Source organism: Brenneria roseae subsp. roseae, from assembly GCF_003115845.1.
Taxonomy (GTDB): domain Bacteria; phylum Pseudomonadota; class Gammaproteobacteria; order Enterobacterales; family Enterobacteriaceae; genus Brenneria; species Brenneria roseae.
This window is the reverse complement of the sequence record NZ_KZ819024.1, coordinates 161,103-179,202: the sequence shown is the minus strand read 5'-3', so window position 1 is coordinate 179,202 and position 18,100 is coordinate 161,103. Positions and strand designations below refer to the sequence as shown.

Annotated in this window: 12 protein-coding genes and 2 CRISPR repeat arrays; of the genes, 3 read left to right on the top strand and 9 right to left on the bottom strand. The window is 51.1% G+C overall.

Annotation, left to right across the window (positions count from 1 at the left end; genetic code table 11):
• The first annotated feature begins 120 nt into the window (after positions 1 to 120).
• Positions 121 to 2,958 (top strand): excinuclease ABC subunit UvrA, encoded by a 2,838-nt coding sequence (gene uvrA / locus DDT52_RS05120; RefSeq protein ID WP_136155404.1) that lies wholly within the window; start codon positions 121 to 123, stop codon positions 2,956 to 2,958.
• A gap of 169 nt (positions 2,959 to 3,127) precedes the next feature.
• Complete coding sequence (locus DDT52_RS05115) at positions 3,128 to 3,547, top strand: secondary thiamine-phosphate synthase enzyme YjbQ (RefSeq protein WP_136155403.1); 420 nt, start codon at positions 3,128 to 3,130, stop codon at positions 3,545 to 3,547.
• 374 nt (positions 3,548 to 3,921) lie between these two features.
• A CRISPR array of direct repeats spans positions 3,922 to 5,029; the repeat unit is 28 nt; unit sequence TTTCTAAGCTGCCTATACGGCAGTGAAC.
• Positions 5,030 to 5,157: 128 nt separating this feature from the next.
• On the opposite strand, the gene cas6f is transcribed toward DDT52_RS05115, so the two are convergent.
• The 9 genes from cas6f to DDT52_RS05070 form a co-directional block, all read right to left on the bottom strand.
• Positions 5,158 to 5,712: a type I-F CRISPR-associated endoribonuclease Cas6/Csy4 gene (gene cas6f / locus DDT52_RS05110; protein ID WP_136155402.1), complete on the bottom strand. Its 555-nt coding sequence runs from the start codon at positions 5,710 to 5,712 to the stop codon at positions 5,158 to 5,160.
• A gap of 10 nt (positions 5,713 to 5,722) precedes the next feature.
• Complete coding sequence (csy3, locus tag DDT52_RS05105; RefSeq protein ID WP_136155401.1) at positions 5,723 to 6,733, bottom strand: type I-F CRISPR-associated protein Csy3; 1,011 nt, start codon at positions 6,731 to 6,733, stop codon at positions 5,723 to 5,725.
• Positions 6,734 to 6,743: 10 nt separating this feature from the next.
• Positions 6,744 to 7,676 (bottom strand): type I-F CRISPR-associated protein Csy2, encoded by a 933-nt coding sequence (gene csy2, locus DDT52_RS05100; protein WP_136155400.1) that lies wholly within the window; start codon positions 7,674 to 7,676, stop codon positions 6,744 to 6,746.
• Complete coding sequence (gene csy1, locus DDT52_RS05095) at positions 7,673 to 9,004, bottom strand: type I-F CRISPR-associated protein Csy1 (RefSeq protein ID WP_136155399.1); 1,332 nt, start codon at positions 9,002 to 9,004, stop codon at positions 7,673 to 7,675. Before csy1 ends, csy2 begins: the two co-directional genes overlap by 4 nt.
• Positions 9,005 to 9,376: 372 nt before the next feature.
• Complete coding sequence (gene cas3f, locus DDT52_RS05090) at positions 9,377 to 12,670, bottom strand: type I-F CRISPR-associated helicase Cas3f (protein ID WP_136155398.1); 3,294 nt, start codon at positions 12,668 to 12,670, stop codon at positions 9,377 to 9,379.
• Positions 12,667 to 13,647: a type I-F CRISPR-associated endonuclease Cas1f gene (cas1f, locus tag DDT52_RS05085; protein ID WP_136155397.1), complete on the bottom strand. Its 981-nt coding sequence runs from the start codon at positions 13,645 to 13,647 to the stop codon at positions 12,667 to 12,669. The genes cas3f and cas1f overlap by 4 nt, the downstream gene beginning before the upstream one ends.
• A gap of 357 nt (positions 13,648 to 14,004) precedes the next feature.
• Positions 14,005 to 14,812: direct repeats of the CRISPR family, unit length 28 nt; unit sequence GTTCACTGCCGTATAGGCAGCTTAGAAA.
• A gap of 155 nt (positions 14,813 to 14,967) precedes the next feature.
• The gene (locus DDT52_RS05080) at positions 14,968 to 16,161 is read right to left on the bottom strand and encodes an amino acid aminotransferase (RefSeq protein ID WP_136155396.1); all 1,194 of its coding nucleotides are present in this window, start codon (positions 16,159 to 16,161) and stop codon (positions 14,968 to 14,970) included.
• Between the two features lie 78 nt (positions 16,162 to 16,239).
• Positions 16,240 to 16,854 (bottom strand): YitT family protein, encoded by a 615-nt coding sequence (locus tag DDT52_RS05075; RefSeq protein WP_136155395.1) that lies wholly within the window; start codon positions 16,852 to 16,854, stop codon positions 16,240 to 16,242.
• A 250-nt stretch (positions 16,855 to 17,104) separates the two neighbouring features.
• Complete coding sequence (locus DDT52_RS05070; RefSeq protein ID WP_136155394.1) at positions 17,105 to 17,584, bottom strand: Lrp/AsnC family transcriptional regulator; 480 nt, start codon at positions 17,582 to 17,584, stop codon at positions 17,105 to 17,107.
• Between the two features lie 233 nt (positions 17,585 to 17,817).
• Between DDT52_RS05070 and DDT52_RS05065 the strand changes: the two genes are divergently transcribed.
• On the top strand, positions 17,818 to 18,093 hold the full coding sequence (locus DDT52_RS05065; protein WP_247595486.1) for a hypothetical protein: 276 nt from the start codon (positions 17,818 to 17,820) through the stop codon (positions 18,091 to 18,093).
• Positions 18,094 to 18,100 lie beyond the last annotated feature (7 nt).

Sequence of the window (18,100 nt, the reverse complement as noted above, 5' to 3'; positions counted from 1 at the left end):
AAAACGGATTGGATACTGGATATCCATTCAGCTTTTTTTGTGCCATAATTGCACGTTTCGTACCGGTTGTCTCCATCAGTGAGATGATGCAAAACTGTATTTATTCCGGGAAGTGTGTGAATGGATAAGATCGAAGTTCGTGGTGCCCGTACTCATAATCTCAAGAATATCAATCTGATAATCCCTCGCGACAAGCTGATAGTGATCACCGGATTATCTGGTTCAGGTAAGTCATCGCTGGCGTTTGACACACTGTATGCCGAGGGACAGCGACGTTACGTCGAGTCACTTTCCGCCTATGCGCGCCAGTTCCTGTCGCTAATGGAAAAACCGGATGTCGATCATATAGAAGGCCTGTCGCCGGCGATTTCCATCGAGCAGAAATCTACCTCACACAACCCGCGCTCCACGGTGGGGACGATTACCGAAATTCATGACTACCTGCGTTTGCTGTTTGCGCGCGTGGGTGAGCCGCGTTGCCCGGAGCATGATATTCCGCTGGATGCCCAGACGGTTAGCCAGATGGTGGACAACGTGCTGGCGCAGCCGGAAGGCAAACGTCTGATGCTGCTGGCGCCGATTGTGAAAGACCGTAAAGGCGAGCACAACAAGACGCTGGAAAATCTGGCGACGCAGGGATATATCCGTGCGCGTATCGACGGTGAAGTCTGCGATCTTTCCGATCCGCCGAAGCTGGAATTACAGAAAAAACATACCATTGAAGTGGTGGTCGATCGTTTCAAAGTGCGTGACGATCTGGCTCAGCGTTTGGCGGAGTCGTTTGAGACGGCGCTGGAGCTCTCCGGTGGTAGTGCGGTGGTGGCGGATATGGACGACCCGACGATGCCGGAACTGCTGTTTTCCGCCAATTTCGCCTGCCCGGTCTGCGGTTACAGCATGCACGAGCTGGAACCGCGTATGTTCTCATTCAACAACCCGGCTGGCGCGTGCCCAAGCTGTGACGGCCTGGGGGTTCAGCAATTTTTCGACCCGCTCCGGGTGGTACAGAATGCGGAGCTGTCGCTGGCGGGAGGAGCGATCCGCGGCTGGGATCGTCGTAACTTCTATTATTTCCAGATGTTGCGTTCGCTGGCCGACCATTACAAATTTGATGTTGATGTACCGTTTGAAAGCCTGGGCGATTCCATTCAGCAACTGATCCTTTACGGTTCAGGCAAAGAAAATATCGAGTTCAAATATATTAATGACCGGGGTGATACCTCGGTGCGCCGTCACCCGTTTGAGGGCGTTCTGCACAATATGGCGCGCCGCTACAAAGAGACGGAATCCAGCGCGGTGCGGGAAGAGCTGGCGAAGTTTATCAGCAATCGCCCTTGCGCCAGCTGCGGCGGTACGCGTCTGCGTGAAGAAGCGCGTCATGTATTTGTCGAACAAACTACGTTGCCACAGATTTCCGATATGAGCATCGGCCATGCGATGAGCTTCTTCCAGAATATGAAGCTCAGCGGGCAACGCGCCCAGATTGCAGAAAAGGTGCTGAAAGAAATCGGCGATCGTCTGAAGTTCCTGGTTAATGTCGGGCTTAATTACCTGTCGCTCTCACGTTCGGCAGAAACCTTGTCCGGTGGCGAAGCGCAGCGTATCCGTCTGGCAAGCCAGATTGGCGCGGGTTTGGTGGGGGTGATGTACGTGCTGGATGAACCGTCCATCGGTTTGCATCAGCGAGATAACGCGCGTTTGCTGGAAACGCTGATTCATCTGCGTAATCTGGGCAATACCGTGATTGTGGTCGAGCATGATGAAGATGCGATTCGTGCCGCTGACCATGTGATTGATATCGGACCGGGGGCGGGTGTACACGGTGGTCAGATTGTGGCCGAAGGTACAATGGCGCAGATTATGGCGGTGCCTGACTCGCTGACCGGGCAGTTCCTGAGCGGCAAACGCAAGATTGAAGTCCCCGAACACCGCGTTCCGGCTGACCCGACCAAAGTGCTGAAGCTGATTGGTGCGAAAGGCAATAACCTTAAGGATGTGACCCTGATCCTGCCTGTAGGGTTGTTTACCTGCGTGACCGGTGTTTCAGGTTCGGGCAAATCCACGCTGATTAATGACACGCTGTTCCCGCTGGCGCAGCGTCAGTTAAACGGCGCCACGCTGGCGGAGCCTGCGGCATACCGTGAGATTCAGGGGCTGGAGCATTTCGACAAGGTTATCGATATCGATCAGAGCCCAATTGGCCGCACGCCGCGCTCCAACCCGGCGACCTATACCGGCATTTTTACACCAATCCGTGAACTGTTCGCCGGCGTGCCGGAAGCGCGAACCCGCGGCTATAATCCTGGTCGTTTCAGCTTTAACGTCCGCGGCGGACGTTGCGAGGCCTGCCAGGGTGACGGTGTGATCAAAGTGGAAATGCACTTTCTGCCGGATATTTATGTGCCGTGCGATCAGTGTAAAGGTAAGCGTTATAACCGTGAAACGCTGGAAATCAGGTACAAAGGCAAAGGCATCCATGAAGTGCTGGATATGACTATCGAAGAAGCTCGCGAGTTCTTTGATGCAATACCCGCGCTGGCCCGTAAGCTGCAAACGCTGATAGACGTTGGCCTGTCGTATATCCGTCTGGGGCAGTCGGCAACCACGTTATCCGGTGGCGAGGCGCAGCGTGTGAAACTGGCGCGTGAATTATCGAAACGCGGCACCGGTCAGACGCTGTATATTCTGGATGAGCCGACAACCGGCCTGCATTTTGCCGATATTCAGCAATTGCTGGCGGTTTTGCACCAATTGCGCGATCAGGGAAATACCATTGTCGTGATTGAACATAATCTCGATGTTATAAAAACCGCCGACTGGATCATTGATCTGGGGCCGGAAGGCGGCAGCGGCGGCGGTGAGATCCTGGTTTCCGGTACGCCGGAAACCGTTGCCGAGTGTGAAAAATCGCATACCGCGCGTTTCCTGAAACCGATTCTGGCGCGTCAGCCGGCGTAATGTTGTTCTTATCCATCGCGTTCAACATGCAGGAAGCTAAGGCGACGGTATGTTGAACGCTGGCAAGGATATCGTTTAAAGAATACGGGCATCGGGTAAAAGACTTATTCTTCTCGGTTTCTTGTTTAATCTTTATCACGTGCTGTCGTAGCACTATCGGAGGTTTTCCATGTGGATACAACATGAAATCCGTCTTAAGCCTAAAACCAGAGGCTTTCATCTGATTACTGATGAAGTGCTGGCGCAGGTGAAAACGTTACGACAAATTAACGTTGGGCTGATGCATGTTTTTATCAAACATACTTCAGCAGCACTGACGATCAATGAAAATGCCGACCCTACCGTGCGGCAGGATTTTGAAAATTTCTTTAATCATATGGTTCCGGAAGATGAACCTTATTATCGCCATGTATATGAAGGCAGCGACGATATGCCCGCGCATCTGAAAGGGAGTCTGTTGGGAAATAATTTAACTATTCCGATCAGCAACGGACGCTTAAATATGGGGACCTGGCAGGGAATTTATTTATGTGAGCATCGTAATCATGGCGATAGCAGGACGCTTATTATCACTATCCAGGGGGAATAACGGTAATGAATAAACGAAAATTCACCTGCTACTCATTTGAGCTGAAGTTCTATTGTATTTTTAGCACTTTCACAAAATGAAGAATGTTTTTTATATTGATAGTTAATGCGTATTATTCTGAGCCCAGCTTAATTTATTCTTTCCAGCGGTTTCTTATCAAAATTGATTAACCTCCACGATGCTAATGTATTACTCAGTTGATATAAAAACAGTGATTTCTCCATTAGGCGGGCGACCCACCGGGAATGCGGATTCTGCCAGCGGACAACGCGTTGGCGCTTGTCACCATTGCGGGTAAAACGACGAATAGTTCGAAGAACTGACGTTCGTTCTAATCCAGCCATGCTAATCCGCTTTCATTGAAGAAAAGCGGCTTTATGTTCTGCCTGTACGGCAGTGAACATTGCGATTTTACTGTGACCGTCTGCCCGTCCTTTCTAAGCTGCCTATACGGCAGTGAACATCTATTGCTGCTATGGCTCGCTGGCTGAACTTTTCTAAGCTGCCTATACGGCAGTGAACTGTATTTGGGCGATGATTTGGCCGGGACTTTCTTTCTAAGCTGCCTATACGGCAGTGAACACGATGGGTTGAAAACGGCCTTCTGCGTGGCCTTTCTAAGCTGCCTATACGGCAGTGAACGTAAGAAGATACCTGCTGAATAGTTAGCGATATTTCTAAGCTGCCTATACGGCAGTGAACATCAATTGGTTCCTGATGGCCGTGGCGGCAGTTTTCTAAGCTGCCTATACGGCAGTGAACTTCAAGGCGCGCTTGCGTCGTCTGCAATGAAATTTCTAAGCTGCCTATACGGCAGTGAACGAGTGGAAAGGCGCAGGGGAGGACAATTGAGGTTTCTAAGCTGCCTATACGGCAGTGAACATCACCATTCTCATACCCCTCAATTTCATTGCTTTCTAAGCTGCCTATACGGCAGTGAACTTACTACGACATCCAGATTAGCGAGCGCTTTGTTTCTAAGCTGCCTATACGGCAGTGAACATTCAGAGCATGCTGGATATCGACACGGCAGATTTCTAAGCTGCCTATACGGCAGTGAACAAACAGAGAAAGTAATACCGTCCGCTGGGAAATTTCTAAGCTGCCTATACGGCAGTGAACCCGGTTCTTAAACTGCGAGGTCACGATGTTGATTTCTAAGCTGCCTATACGGCAGTGAACTCATTGAGTCGGCGTGGCTTGACGGGTTTGATTTTCTAAGCTGCCTATACGGCAGTGAACATTTCGGTGATCAGATCGTTCTTTTCTTCTGTTTTCTAAGCTGCCTATACGGCAGTGAACTGCTTGTTTTCATGATATGCATTGAGCTGGTTTTTCTAAGCTGCCTATACGGCAGTGAACGAAGGGAAAGATATTCCCGCAGCTATACCAGTTTTCTAAGCTGCCTATACGGCAGTGAACATCGAGTCAGGAAATATTGAAGGGAACGAGGCTTTCTAAGCTGCCTATACGGCAGTGAACCGTTAGTTTTTTACACTAATCACCAGATTTTTAAAGAAAATACGCATTTTTTTGCAAAACTCCCTTTTTTGTTATGAAGGCCAACTGCATTTGAAATCAATCAGTTGCAGTCGGCCGTAAAAAAAGGGTCAGAACCAGGGGATGGTGGTTTCTGTGCTTAGACCATAGAAGGAGAAACGACCTGCGACGGGAGTATCCTGTAGTGGTCCATGCTCAACGAACAGTCGAAACATTTGTCCGCTGGAAAGGCTTTTTAGTTGCACAAAGGGCAGTTTGCTACGTTTCTCTACTGCATCAGGAATCCGCACAGCGGCTTCAGCAGCGGTAAGCCACCCTTTATTAACCGAACGGCGGCGTAGCCTTTCGGCGCTGCTTTTAACCTGAACGCGACGCACGGTGCGAAATTTCACGCCATCGGGTACGGCCTGGAGTTTGGAAATTCGGGTGTAATCCCGTAGCCCTTTCAACCAACCGGTTTGCTCCAGTGTCGATAACGCTGTTGCTGTACCATGCAGCCGCAGACATTCCCCCAACGTTTTGCCGACCTCAGGAAAGCTCACGCCGATTGAACCGTCTGCCAGTAACCCTAGTGCTCGATGTAGTTTGGCAAACAATGCGTTCAATAACTGTGGCGCATTGAATTCCAGGTCCGGTAATACACGAATGTCGATGTAGTGATCCATTGTCGCTACCTTATTCGCCTTTTTCGCCGAACACGCCGCCACGAATCAGCGTGGCGATCACATAGTGCTGTTGCTCTGTCGCTGGTACATCCCCTTTAATGACCCAGTTATCCAACAGCGTATAAAAATCCATTTTTTCTTTCGGCTGGCGGTATGCTTTACCACGGCTGGTGACTGAACCGTAAGGTTCGACTGCAATCGGACCTGCCTCATCGGCTGCCGGATGCCAGTCATCAATGGTGCGTAGCGCATTACCGATTTTCTGAGAGTGAATGGCGGCGACGCCATTCACCTGATAAAGGATTTTGCTTTTTCCGTTACGGGCTTTTTCATCCAGCACCAGTTCCTGAGAGGGGAAAACCTCCTGTCCGTTGCCGAGTTGTACGTAAGCTTCCACGGTAAAAAGGGCAGAGGATTCTCCAGATAAACCTTGTGCGATTGCCTGTGCCAGCGCAGCCAACTCACCGGACGGCTGGCTGAACTGGCGTAGCGAATAATCCTCACCGTTGAATTCCCAGCGTTGCTGGTGAGTGGTGACCACCACGCGGATAGCTTCTGCGCCGATACGGTTGCGCCATAAAAAGCGTCCATTGGCGATATTCTCCGCATAGCGCGCTGCCAGTACGTCAAACCCTTGCTCACTGGCATAGCCTGTAATGATTTGCCCTAGCGCCGCCTGATAGTCCTGATCGTTACACACCGACGGCTGTGTCAGATTACCCAATACCCGCAGGGTAAACACCACTTTCAGGGTATCAGCGTCGAAAGGGAGGGCGGCTACATCGACCTTTTGTAAATTAGCGTTCTGAATTGCTGTGTCCAGTTTAGCTGGATCGCTAGTAAGCGTGTTTTTCAACCGGTTGGAAATCGTTCCCCGTACCGATTTTTCCTGAATGGCAAGCGGCGCCCAGTTATCTTGTTGTGCCCGGTTTCCTGCATACATCAGGGCATCCGAATTAGCCAGTTTGCGTTCAAAAGCCAGTACTGAAGCGGTTTTTAACGTCGTTGCTGTTTTTGCCATGATTCAATCCTTAGTAGTCAAATTCGTAGGTTGTTTCTTCTGATTGTTGATCACTGTCTGCTCGTTGGCGGCAATGATATTCCCCGTCCTGATAGTCATATTCCCAGAGAATATGCCGGATATCATGAATACGGTGCGCCCCTTGCCATTCCCCCACGCCGTAGACCGCTTCGGCAAAACAGAATGGTGTTTGGGGATCCCGGGTTTTATCCACTTCACCGGGGGCATGCAGCGGAGAAATTGCGCGATAGCCGATCATTAGCGGCGTCAGAAAACCGCCTTCTCCCGGTTTGGCGACGTATTGCCATTGCACGGTATTATCTTCTGTCGACCGCTCTGCACGCATTTTCAGGGCTGAGAAATCAAGCCAGGCATCAAGCATTTCCGATTGTGGGTCGGTTTGCCGCAGCGTCTGTAAATGGCTATGCAATAGTGTCGTTCGATCCCGCAGTACAAAACCCGGCAATAAACGACGCATCACCAGGCGTGTATCGGCCTCCGTTTCCGGTAATGGCTGCACAGTGACTTGCTCTATATCGACGATCGTCCCGCCCGCCAGCCTCTGGCATAGCGCTGACTGGGTAAGGTATTCACGCAGTGCGGCGATATCAGCGGGTAGCGGCCCCTGACATGCCATCAGCAGCGATACCGTCATATGCATGCGGCCTTCCTCGTTAAAGGCGGCGGTCTTGGCGTCTTTGGTTAACGGATTACGGGTCAAAGCGAAACTACGCTCCCAACTGGAACCGTAAGCGTGTAATTGATGTTGATGACTTACCACACCGCAGCCTTCCAGTGTCAGATCGTGACTGGCTTGCAGCTTGCGTGACAGCGCATGGGTAAATCCCAGAAAATGGGTAATGGCGGGAAAGCCGTAGGTCAATCCGGCAATCGCATTGGCGTTTTCTACCCGAATACGGCGGAATACAATGAGCGTACTCATGCTAATTCCTCCTTCAAGATACTTTCCATTTCACGCATACGTTGTTTAAACAGGGCGGCGGTCGACCATTCGCGGCGTTCCACTTCACCAAAAATCAATTCATCATGCTTAAGTCGGCGGTTTAACCAGTGGCCAAAGTCATGAGCCACCTCTTTCTGCCAGTCTCCTGATTCGCGTTCATGGCGAAAGGCGGCATCATCCACGCAGCGGTGTGGATTGAGCCACAGCTGTTGCGCACGGTTTAGCTCGGATTCCGCACTCCAACTGGATGACAGGTTCTGTACGCTGGCAACGTAAAAGAAGAGCTGGTCGATCACTTGATCGAGATAGCGTAGTCGCTGATGGCGGATGTTCCGGTTGTTTTCCACTGTTTTGACGCTGAGTAAAAACTGTCGCATCCGTATCAGTGTTGTTCGGGTGTAGTAATCCGCTTCGCCACGCTCGCGGAAAATGGATTTATGCCGCTGCGGCGGTTGTTCTACACTCCGCCACTGCGGCGGGGCGCAACTGAGCAGGTAGGAGCGTCCGCTTCGGGTGCTGTTAAGCGAGGAAATATTTTGTGGCTTGGTACCCCCCATATTCTGTACGGCCAGATTGGGATAGCTAATCGAGAGCTGGTCGTGCCACTGATTTTCTTTCTGCGCCTGACGGATCGCTTTTGCCTCATCACCAAAGCGAACCGCATTTATACGCTGATACAGCGCCTGTGCCAGCGAGGAAGGGTAGAGTGGGCTGAGCAGATGATATTCGCCATTTCCAATCGGAAAATAGATCTGCTTTGCCAGCTTGTGTGAACTTGGCTGACGATCGGTGAATACCTGCTGAAATCCGGCGAGCCATTGCGCCAGTTGTTCCGGATTTTCGGCTAACGCGGCCAATGCGCTGTGGTCATTGCGTTGTAATGCCGCTACCAGCGAATCCCCCTGGTGCTCGGTCTGCAACAGCTTGGCGACGTCCAGTGCGGCGGCGTTGCCTACGGCATCAATAGTCGATTTTGTTAGCGTTGCGGTGGAGAGCGTTTTGGCATCAATGACAGTTTCGGCGCTAAAGATGCTGCTGCCCTTGGCATCGCTGTGAGTGAATTTCAGCGCATGCGTTACCAGACTGATTTGTCCGGCGCGGCTGGCGGCGTCCGTTAACCAGGCCCGAACTTCATGGCGTTGCTCTATTTCCCTGCGTTTCTGTACTAGTTCTGATTCAGCGGCGGCCAGGGCATCACCGCTCAGCTCAGATCGTTTCTTCTCCGCCTCTTTATCATGGGCATCCAGCTTGGCCTGCCGTCGATTTTCGATGTAGGAGACAATGAATGCTGTTAATCCATCCTTCATTTCGCGCACCCTATGTAATTGAATGGCTTATCTCATAGAAGGTGCTTGTTAAGCACCTGTAATAACACTGATGTTGAATACTGGTTAGCGATATCAACATAAAAATTAAAGTTTATTGATGGCGGTGTTAGAAAAAGAAGCACAACTAAAGCCACCATTTTCTTTCCCGATTTTTTTTTCATGGGAACTCCTCTTGATATAATTCAACAAGAAGAATAGTACACTTTAAGTCCTAGGTAAAATGTAGTTTAAGAAATATTAAGTTTGAAATACTAAGCCCTCCCCTTTACTATCGTTCGGACAGCCGTACAGGCTGCTTAGAAGTAGGCGAAATGAAGTTTAACTTTAACTGCCGTACAGGTAGCGGCGCATTCAATTGAGTGCGCCAAACACCCCTAACAGCGGATGCCAGCACCAGCTATTATCACTATCCCGCAGGCGGATTTCGCCGAAACGGGCGCTGACCCAGCTCAGTTCCCACTGTTTCTCCTCGGCCAGTCGTTGATACAAGGCGTGGTAGTCGGGATCGATCCAGGCGCTTACGCCGTCCGCCATGTGCTGTGTCACAGAGCGAATAATGTCAATTGGTTTCCAGCCACTGGGGCCGTCATCCTGAACCATGAAAACCGGCGCTTCGTCTTCATCGGCGATCCATAAGCAGTACAGACTCTCTTTGGCCGACTTACGAAACGGAGTGCGTCGCTGAAGCTCGCCGCACCAGTGGGGATGGGCTTGCCACCAGAGTGCGGCGGTCGGTTTTTGCGAATCGCGATTCTTCAGGCCAAAAAGCGTATCGCCCAATGCCACATGTTCCAGTGTGACAAAGGTCAACGGGCTGGTGATCGGTTTTGGCTGCAAAATACGGGGTGAGGCGCTGAGGTGGCGGTATTCTTCTTCTTTTAACAATTGATGCAGATCGTGTCTGGTGAGTTTTAGCTTTTCAGATTCAAACCCGGGTTTACAGTACGCCACTTTTTTGCCCTTTAGCGATCGCAGGTTTCGGCTGAGCAGATAAATATTGGGTGCTGACGGTACATGCTGTTCATCCTGTCGGTGACGAAGTATCCGGCCAGCCAGCTGAATCAGCGACCGCATTGAGCTAGGTTCGACAATCGCCCAGTCATAGTCATGATCGCGGCCCACTTCCGCCACCGAGGTCGCTATCACCACGAACAGATGGTGTCGCTGTGGGGTATTTCCCATCGCGTCACGAATTTCCTCTACCTGCCATATGGCATCGGCATCGCCGCGCATCAGCGCCGTATCCAGCCTTTGTTCGATGTGGGAACGCATCGCCATCGGGTGTTGGCTGTGGTAAATGCAATAATGAATGCAGGTATCCGATGGCGATGGCATTGCCAGTAGTTGACGAGCGACGGCCACCAGCGGATCGATGTTCGCCATCCTGATCAACCCCAGTGAAACGGTTTTACCGTTTTTATGCCTCTGGTGATATTGATGGTGCAAGTCGAACATCAGTGGATGTAGCGTTTGCGCCACCGCCAGATGAACATCCTCATCACGCGTGCTGGCGCTGCTCACAGGGGTAATTGCCGCAAAGCGTAGCGGTAACTCATGTTGTGCCAGGTTCTTCAGTCGCTTACTGATAAATGACTCATGCCCGGTAAAGAAATCGCTATCATTGCCATGTTGCTGGTACTGGCAGTCAAATTCATCAAACCAGCCACAGCACACGTTCAGCGCGGTGTCCGGTGTGCCATAAGCCTGCTGCCAGGCTGCGCGCCCATCAAGGTAGGCGGCGAAGAGCGCGCGGATCAGAATCGGGGGCAGCGTGGCTGACGAGAGCAGCACGCGCGATCCCAACATGCCGGCCCAGTTCACCAGTCGACAGAGTGCAGGCAAATCCTCCAGACCAAAATCATCCGGTTCGTCCAGCACCAGATCGGCGGTCAATAACCGCAACATCGGCGCGATCTGCCGGCCGCCGCGTAACCCTTCGGTGGCGGGCATCAGGTGATCAATTGTAGTGACCAGTACCGGCGCACTGAGTAACTGATGCAGGGTGGAGCCTTGCTCCAGCCACGCTTTCAGGCGGCCGTCATCCAGAGTGCCGTCGTAACGCACATATTGATGTTCGGCAAAGAGTGGATCAGCCGATTCACTACCGCTTTGATACAGTACTTCCTGCCGGCGATGTTTATCTTCTTGCTGCAATGTATACAGATCCCGCACTGCCTGGGAGCCGATCAGCACCGCCAGATCGTCCTCTTCCAGTTTTAATCGTTGCCGCAGGGCATCGCCAGTTTGCAGCGTTAGCGTTCTTAACCCCAACGCGATCGAGAAGCGGCAGCCAATGCTCTCTTCGGCCAGCCCATACATAATCCGGGCATTGGCGAAAGTTTTCCCCCGCCCCGTGGAGGCCATATTGACGCCGAAGAACCCTTGTCGGGCGCTGGTAGCACGGATGGAACAGGCCAGATCGAAGGCGCGATCCTGCCAGCGGAAACGTGCGTGTGTGCTGCGTTGGCGGAATCCCTTGTGACGGGTGATGGCAGGCAGCGTATCACGTAAATGTGGCAGACTGCGCCCTAACAGCAGGGCGTTCTGACCGACGCCAACACAATGTTCATCCAGTTGCTGCTTGCATTTCTTCGTTTGCCGATCGGTGTTGGCCCACACCGGGTAATCCTTATCCTGCCAGCCAACCGTTGCGATGCTGGCGGAATAATGATGGTCAGCCAACATCAACACCAGACGTGCCAGATGCACGGTCAGACGTTGATCCAACTGGCCGAAGTGCGCCAGCGACGGTAATTTCAGTGCTCGTCCGGCAAACTTGCGGGCCTTCTCACACCAGATTTTGCTGCGCAACGGCGTGCCGTGCGGGAACTGCCATACCTGTTCCAGATCGGATGGGCGCCAGTCGGGGTTACAATGATTGAGGGCATTCCATTGCGGAGATACATGGTCGGTCAGCCAGCGGTCGAGGTAATCCAGTTGTGGTTGTGATCTGTCCGGTGCCAGTTCAGGCGAGGGATTAAACACCGGCAACCGATGGTGGGAGACAATCAGCCAGGCTACAACCTGTGCCAGCGGCGGTAAAGAATGAAACGGGCTGTCGCCCGCAGGTGTCTTATCCCGTTGCAGACGGGACAGTAACGCCGTTTCCGCTTCCGCGGTGATGGTACTGAGCGCCGTTAGCCAGGCGCGATCATCCTGCTTGCCAACAAACGCCTGAAACAAGCGTAGCGATATCCATTCATGCCGATAAGGCTGGCTGCGAGGGCCTTTTTCGAGCAATCCCGCCTGAAACAAGGCATTGGCTTTGCCGAAATCATGAAACAACCCGGCAATCGCCGCCAGCAGACTGAATACCTCGGCGCTGTGCCACGGATTCTCATCTTTCGTACGCAGAATATCCCGGCTGGTGGTATTCGTTGGGACGCTTCCCTGGGCATTGAAGCGTCGGAGATTACCAACAATCCACAGTAATTCGGTATGGTTGGCGCTGCGGATCCAGTGGCAGGCTACGGCGGTATTACGACGTGCCGTTTTACGCAGCAGTTTGCGTAGTGTATTCAATCCTTCCTGAGTAATAGCTGTTTGCCAACTGCGTTCACCTTTACGTTCGGCAAACTGATCCAGCACCCGGCGGGTTTCTACCAGCGCTCGTTTGCTACATTCTGATATCAGCAGAATATTCATCTGCCCACCTGACTAAGCTGTCCAGCCACCTCTTGCAGGCTGGTGATCATGACATCCAACGCATCTGATTGCTGAAATGCCGTCAGGCAACGTTGGCGAAATTCCTGCTCATCTTCACCGGCCATCGCGGCAATAAATGCCTGCGGCAGTACCAATGCATCTTTGATCAGATCGGCAACGTCAAACACCAGTCCACCGCGTCGGGTCTTACCGTGCAAGACAGCCAAACCATGCGGCAGGCCCAATACCCATGTTGCCACTGCCGCTAGTCCATAAGCCAGATAGTTGCCGTGGTCGAGAAAACGGTTGGCCAAATCGGTACCCCCGCCGCGTTTGGCTCGGGTAAACTCACCGTAGTTCACGGTATTGGCGGCCAGTCTGTACAGTGCTTTGGTCATCATTGCTTCCTGCACCAGCACCTCATTGCTGTTGTGGCAGGACGCCAGCCCTTTTTCATAACGATCCAATAATGCCTGAAGATGCTCTGATTTAAACGTGAATCGTTGTTCCCGGGACAGACGAGAACCGAGCCAGTGCTGACGGATTTGCGCTATTCTCACCTGTTGAAACGCCACCGCTGCGGCCAACCTCTTTTGATCGTCAAACCAAAAGCTGACCCAGTCCTGTAAATATTCCGTTGGCCGATACTCGCTTTGCGGCGATAGCCAGGACACCGCCACTTCGGCTTCATTAGCTGCAAATAGCGGTGTCCCACCGCCGCCACAAAAGCCGATCATCACACCCGCGCGGGCAAATTCCCGCATTGCCGCTTGCGTCACGGATGTTCCAGTACCTAGCATCACAACACTGGTATTAGCAATGGGGATATTCCAGTACAACGACTGGTTTCCCTCTTCCGTGACATATTCTACCCGACCACCATTAACCAGAATTCGGCAGTGCTGGAGGTAATAAATATTGGCGCGTTTGGAATGCAGAATCGTTTTTAAATCTGAAGGACTAAAGACATTATCCATAATATATTCTCTGTCGCAGCGATAACTATAATGACACCGACGAAATAAATCGCAGACTAATTATTTAATAGAGAAATTTGTCATGCTCTGGAAACGACACCCAATAAATTTCGAATTGCGGGGGAGACAATGTCCCTGCGATAGGAAAGATAAAGGATAGAGAACTCAGATTAGCACAGTGGTGCGATGGAAAGTTACTGCCACAAATAATATTCCATCAGTGATGACCCTTTTTTATTTGCCTGACTTATACGTATTAATAATCAATAAGTTATAAGAAGCCTGGAAAAAAGGGGTTGGCATATAAAAATGATAATTGCTGCTGATAAAACAAATCGTTAAAGTGAAAAGGCTACGGTTCACTGCCGTATAGGCAGCTTAGAAAGTCTTCCCCATGATCTACTCCTGTATATGGATGTTCACTGCCGTATAGGCAGCTTAGAAAAGAGCGTGTGGTACTTGCATGTTAAAACTGGCGTTCACTGCCGTATAGGCAGCTTAGAAATTATCGCGTGGCTTGAACATTACCGCCCGTCTGTTCACTGCCGTATAGGCAGCTTAGAAAGATGTATCAGCAATAAACGCTGCACTTTCCGCGTTCACTGCCGTATAGGCAGCTTAGAAACGGTATCGGCGGCGGTGTTGTCATGTTTGGCCGTTCACTGCCGTATAGGCAGCTTAGAAAAATGGTGGCGAACTCACCGATCAGATCGGCTTGTTCACTGCCGTATAGGCAGCTTAGAAAACAACGATTACAACAACCTGATCGACAAATAAGTTCACTGCCGTATAGGCAGCTTAGAAAGAACGCGCAGAGCGTGAGAAGCGGGAAGCTATGTTCACTGCCGTATAGGCAGCTTAGAAAAACAGCAGGTAAACGCCGCCAATCAGGCGGAAGTTCACTGCCGTATAGGCAGCTTAGAAAGTAATCGAGACAAGAGCGTCGTTTTCCGGCTTGTTCACTGCCGTATAGGCAGCTTAGAAATCCAGGGAGCGTTCATTACGGACCGCAGCTTCGTTCACTGCCGTATAGGCAGCTTAGAAAACGGCATTACCCTGAAAGATGGCGAGAAACGCGTTCACTGCCGTACAGGCAGCTTAGAAATAAAAGGCCTTCTAAAACCATTTAAAGGTAACGTTCACCGCCGTACAGGCAGTTTAGAAACACACGCTGGATTGGCAGGAAAGAATAACGGTCATGCACTGCTGTGCATGACCGTTATTCCCTGTTAAAAAAGAACCACCGGATTAACCAAATCCATAATTGTTATGAATTACGGGCCGGTTAAACCCGGTGGCTTCGAATATTCTATTCGTTGTTTACTGAATGGCTGCAAAAGCCGCTGCAACGCGCTGGACGTTGCCGTGGTTCAGGCCCGCCAGACACATACGGCCGCTGGCAATCAGGTAAACGCCAAACTCTTCGCGCAGACGATCAACCTGCTCCGGGCTGAAACCCGTGTAGCTGAACATACCGCGCTGGGTCAGCAGATAATCAAAGTTACGGTTTGGCAAAGCCGCTTTCAGCGCGGTGACCAGCGTCTGACGCATTTCAATGATGCGCGAGCGCATCTCTTCCACTTCCGCGCGCCAGCTGGAACTCAGTTCCGTATCGTTCAACACTTTGGAAACGACCTGCGCCCCGAAATTCGGCGGAGAAGAGTAGTTGCGGCGCACGGTGGCTTTCAACTGGCCCAGCACGCGTTGCATGCTGTCGGTATCTTCACACACGATGGAAAGTCCGCCGACACGCTCGCAGTATAGCGAGAAAATTTTGGAGAACGAATTGGCGATCAATGCCGGAACGCCTGCTCGGGCGATGGTACGAATAGCGTAGGCATCTTCTGTGATCCCCGCGCCGAAGCCCTGATAGGCAATATCCATAAACGGGATCAGTTCACGGCTGATTACCACTTCGATAACGCGGTCCCACTGCTCGTTGGTCAGATCTGAACCGGTTGGGTTATGGCAGCACGGATGCAACAGCACAATGCTGTGTGCGGGTAACTGTTGCAGCGTAGCCAGCATGGCATCAAATTTCACGCCCAGGCTGTCAGCGTCAAAATAAGGATAGGTGTGAACGTTAAAACCGGCGCCGGCGAAAATGGCGATATGGTTTTCCCAGGTTGGATCGCTGACCCATACTTCTGAATCCGGGAAGTAACGCTTCAGGAAATCGGCACCGACTTTCAGTGCGCCGGAACCGCCCAGCGTCTGAATGGTGGCAACCCGGTTGGCGTTCAATACCGGATGGTTCTCTCCAAACAGCAGGTGCTGAATGGCAGTACGGTAAGATTGCAAACCTTCCATCGGCAGATAGGAACTGGCGCTCTTGGGTAATTGTTGCAGGGCGTCTTCTGCGGCGCTGACGGCGCGAAGCTGAGGAATAATATTTTGTTCGTTATAGTACAGCCCGATACTCAGGTTTATTTTGTCCGCGCGCGGATCCTGTTTGAACTTCTCCATCAGTGACAGGATGGGATCTCCCGCGTAGGCATCAACATTTTGGAACACAGTGTCGCTCTCCTGGAAATATTTATAGGGTATCGGGTTCTCGACTCGGTAAATCATCTTTTTATCTGGCTCTGACCATCAGACAGTATAGCGGCCGGGGCGATGATTCATCGCAATAATCAGGTTCAGAACGGTTGCTCCCAGTATGGAAGCAATCAGCATAGGTATGCTTACCACGAACAAGGAAGCCAGTACAATCACAACGTCCACGCCCATTTGTAATTTCCCTGCCCGCAGTCCGTATTTATCCTGTAAATAGAGGGCCAGGATATTAACGCCGCCCAGACTGGCCTTGTGGCGAAACAGTACAATGAATCCCAACCCCATGATGATATTACCAAACAGCGTGGCATAAAACGGGTTGAGCCGATCGAAATGGATAAACAGCGAATGCAGATCGGAAAATACGGAAACCAGTCCAACGGCGCAAAAGGTTTTCACGGTGAATTTCCAGCCCATACGGCGAACAGCCAGATAATAGAATGGCAGATTCAGCAGGAAAAAAGCCACGCCAAAGGATACCTGCGTCAGGTAATGCAGTAGAAAGGCGAGGCCAGCCGTACCGCCAGTCAACGCACCGGCCTGACGTAGCAAAATGACGCCAAAAGAAACCATCAGCGTGCCGATAAGCATGGCCAGAATATCTTCCAGCAATGTATGTGACAGTTTTTCGGTAGTGATAACGTTATCCATAAGAAGTATTCAATGTACGGTCAGTAAGCACCTGTCTGTTAAGCAAAAATCGCACCAGATGCGTGGAATATTGGGCGTAATTCGGCAGATTAAAGGCAGGAATAAGGGTAACTTATTGAATTATAAGTTTGAAGATATTGCACGAATGACGCATTGATTGCGGTTTTTGTGATTGATTTGTGCATTATATTCATCTAAAAGGCGAGGGTTGATGGTTTTATTGCACCAGAGAGAAGCATATTGCCCTATATCAGGGCAACAGCGGCATTTCAGGAGCCATCAGGCCATTTTCTTTGAGTCGGTTGAGTACCACGGACGTTTTCAGGTGCGCCACGCTTTTGTTTTGCGACAGGATCTGGCTAATCAGCGTACTTAATCCCGGCAGGTCGGCAACGGCCACTTTCAGCAGGTAATCGGCATCACCCGTTGTTTTATAAGCGTCAATAATGGCATCCACTTCCCCCAGCATCTGGTGGAATCTTTCAACATATTCGGTGGTGTGGTTTATCAGGCGGACTTCGATCAATCCCAGACATTCCAACCCGATAGCGTTGGGAGATAAGCGGGCGTGGTAGCCGAGAATCAGCCGCGCCTGTTCCAGTGCAATACGGCGTCGGGAGCACTGAGAGGCCGAAAGCCCGACCAGTTCACTCAGTTCCTGATTGGTCAGACGGCCATTGGCCTGTAGCAGCGTCAGGATTTTCAGATCGAAGTCATCAATGGTGTACATGGTTCTCCCCAAACGGCGTCAGACAGTTGAATTGACAGACTAACAGTTTTTTATCTCTCTTTGCCTACGACTTTTTTATTGCCACAGAGACCGTAACGGATTGTTTTGCACCATGATGGTTCATTTGTACGCATCCCCGGCGTGACAAAGGGTCAATTCGAGCGAAAATCAGCCTGTTAGTGCGCCAGATAAACCAAAATTTCGCATTTCATGCATGAAGCGTGAAATTCAAGATGAATTTAAATTATCACTGTTTTCATGGTGTTATCAACTGGGCAATGATTTACATTACTTATCTGCAATTTCGTTCGGCGAAAAAGCTGTCGCATCAGGAAACGCGTTTAAAATCCTGGCTATTTCATCACCAATGTGACGGGTCTGCTGTTCCTGGCTGGTATTTTGGTGATGATGGCGATGGCGCCGGAAATTCAGATTTCGGTCTTGCTGATACCGATCGGGCTGTGAAGGGAATGATTAACGTAATAATAAAATCCGAATGTCTTTTATAGGGGGAAA

Coding starts and splice junctions, on each gene's coding strand:
- uvrA (WP_136155404.1), top strand. CDS start 121: ATGGATAAGATCGAAGTTCGTGGTGCCCGTACTCATAATCTCAAGAAT.
- DDT52_RS05115 (WP_136155403.1), top strand. CDS start 3,128: ATGTGGATACAACATGAAATCCGTCTTAAGCCTAAAACCAGAGGCTTT.
- cas6f (WP_136155402.1), bottom strand. CDS start 5,712: ATGGATCACTACATCGACATTCGTGTATTACCGGACCTGGAATTCAAT.
- csy3 (WP_136155401.1), bottom strand. CDS start 6,733: ATGGCAAAAACAGCAACGACGTTAAAAACCGCTTCAGTACTGGCTTTT.
- csy2 (WP_136155400.1), bottom strand. CDS start 7,676: ATGAGTACGCTCATTGTATTCCGCCGTATTCGGGTAGAAAACGCCAAT.
- csy1 (WP_136155399.1), bottom strand. CDS start 9,004: ATGAAGGATGGATTAACAGCATTCATTGTCTCCTACATCGAAAATCGA.
- cas3f (WP_136155398.1), bottom strand. CDS start 12,670: ATGAATATTCTGCTGATATCAGAATGTAGCAAACGAGCGCTGGTAGAA.
- cas1f (WP_136155397.1), bottom strand. CDS start 13,647: ATGGATAATGTCTTTAGTCCTTCAGATTTAAAAACGATTCTGCATTCC.
- DDT52_RS05075 (WP_136155395.1), bottom strand. CDS start 16,854: ATGGATAACGTTATCACTACCGAAAAACTGTCACATACATTGCTGGAA.
- DDT52_RS05070 (WP_136155394.1), bottom strand. CDS start 17,584: ATGTACACCATTGATGACTTCGATCTGAAAATCCTGACGCTGCTACAG.
- DDT52_RS05065 (WP_247595486.1), top strand. CDS start 17,818: ATGAATTTAAATTATCACTGTTTTCATGGTGTTATCAACTGGGCAATG.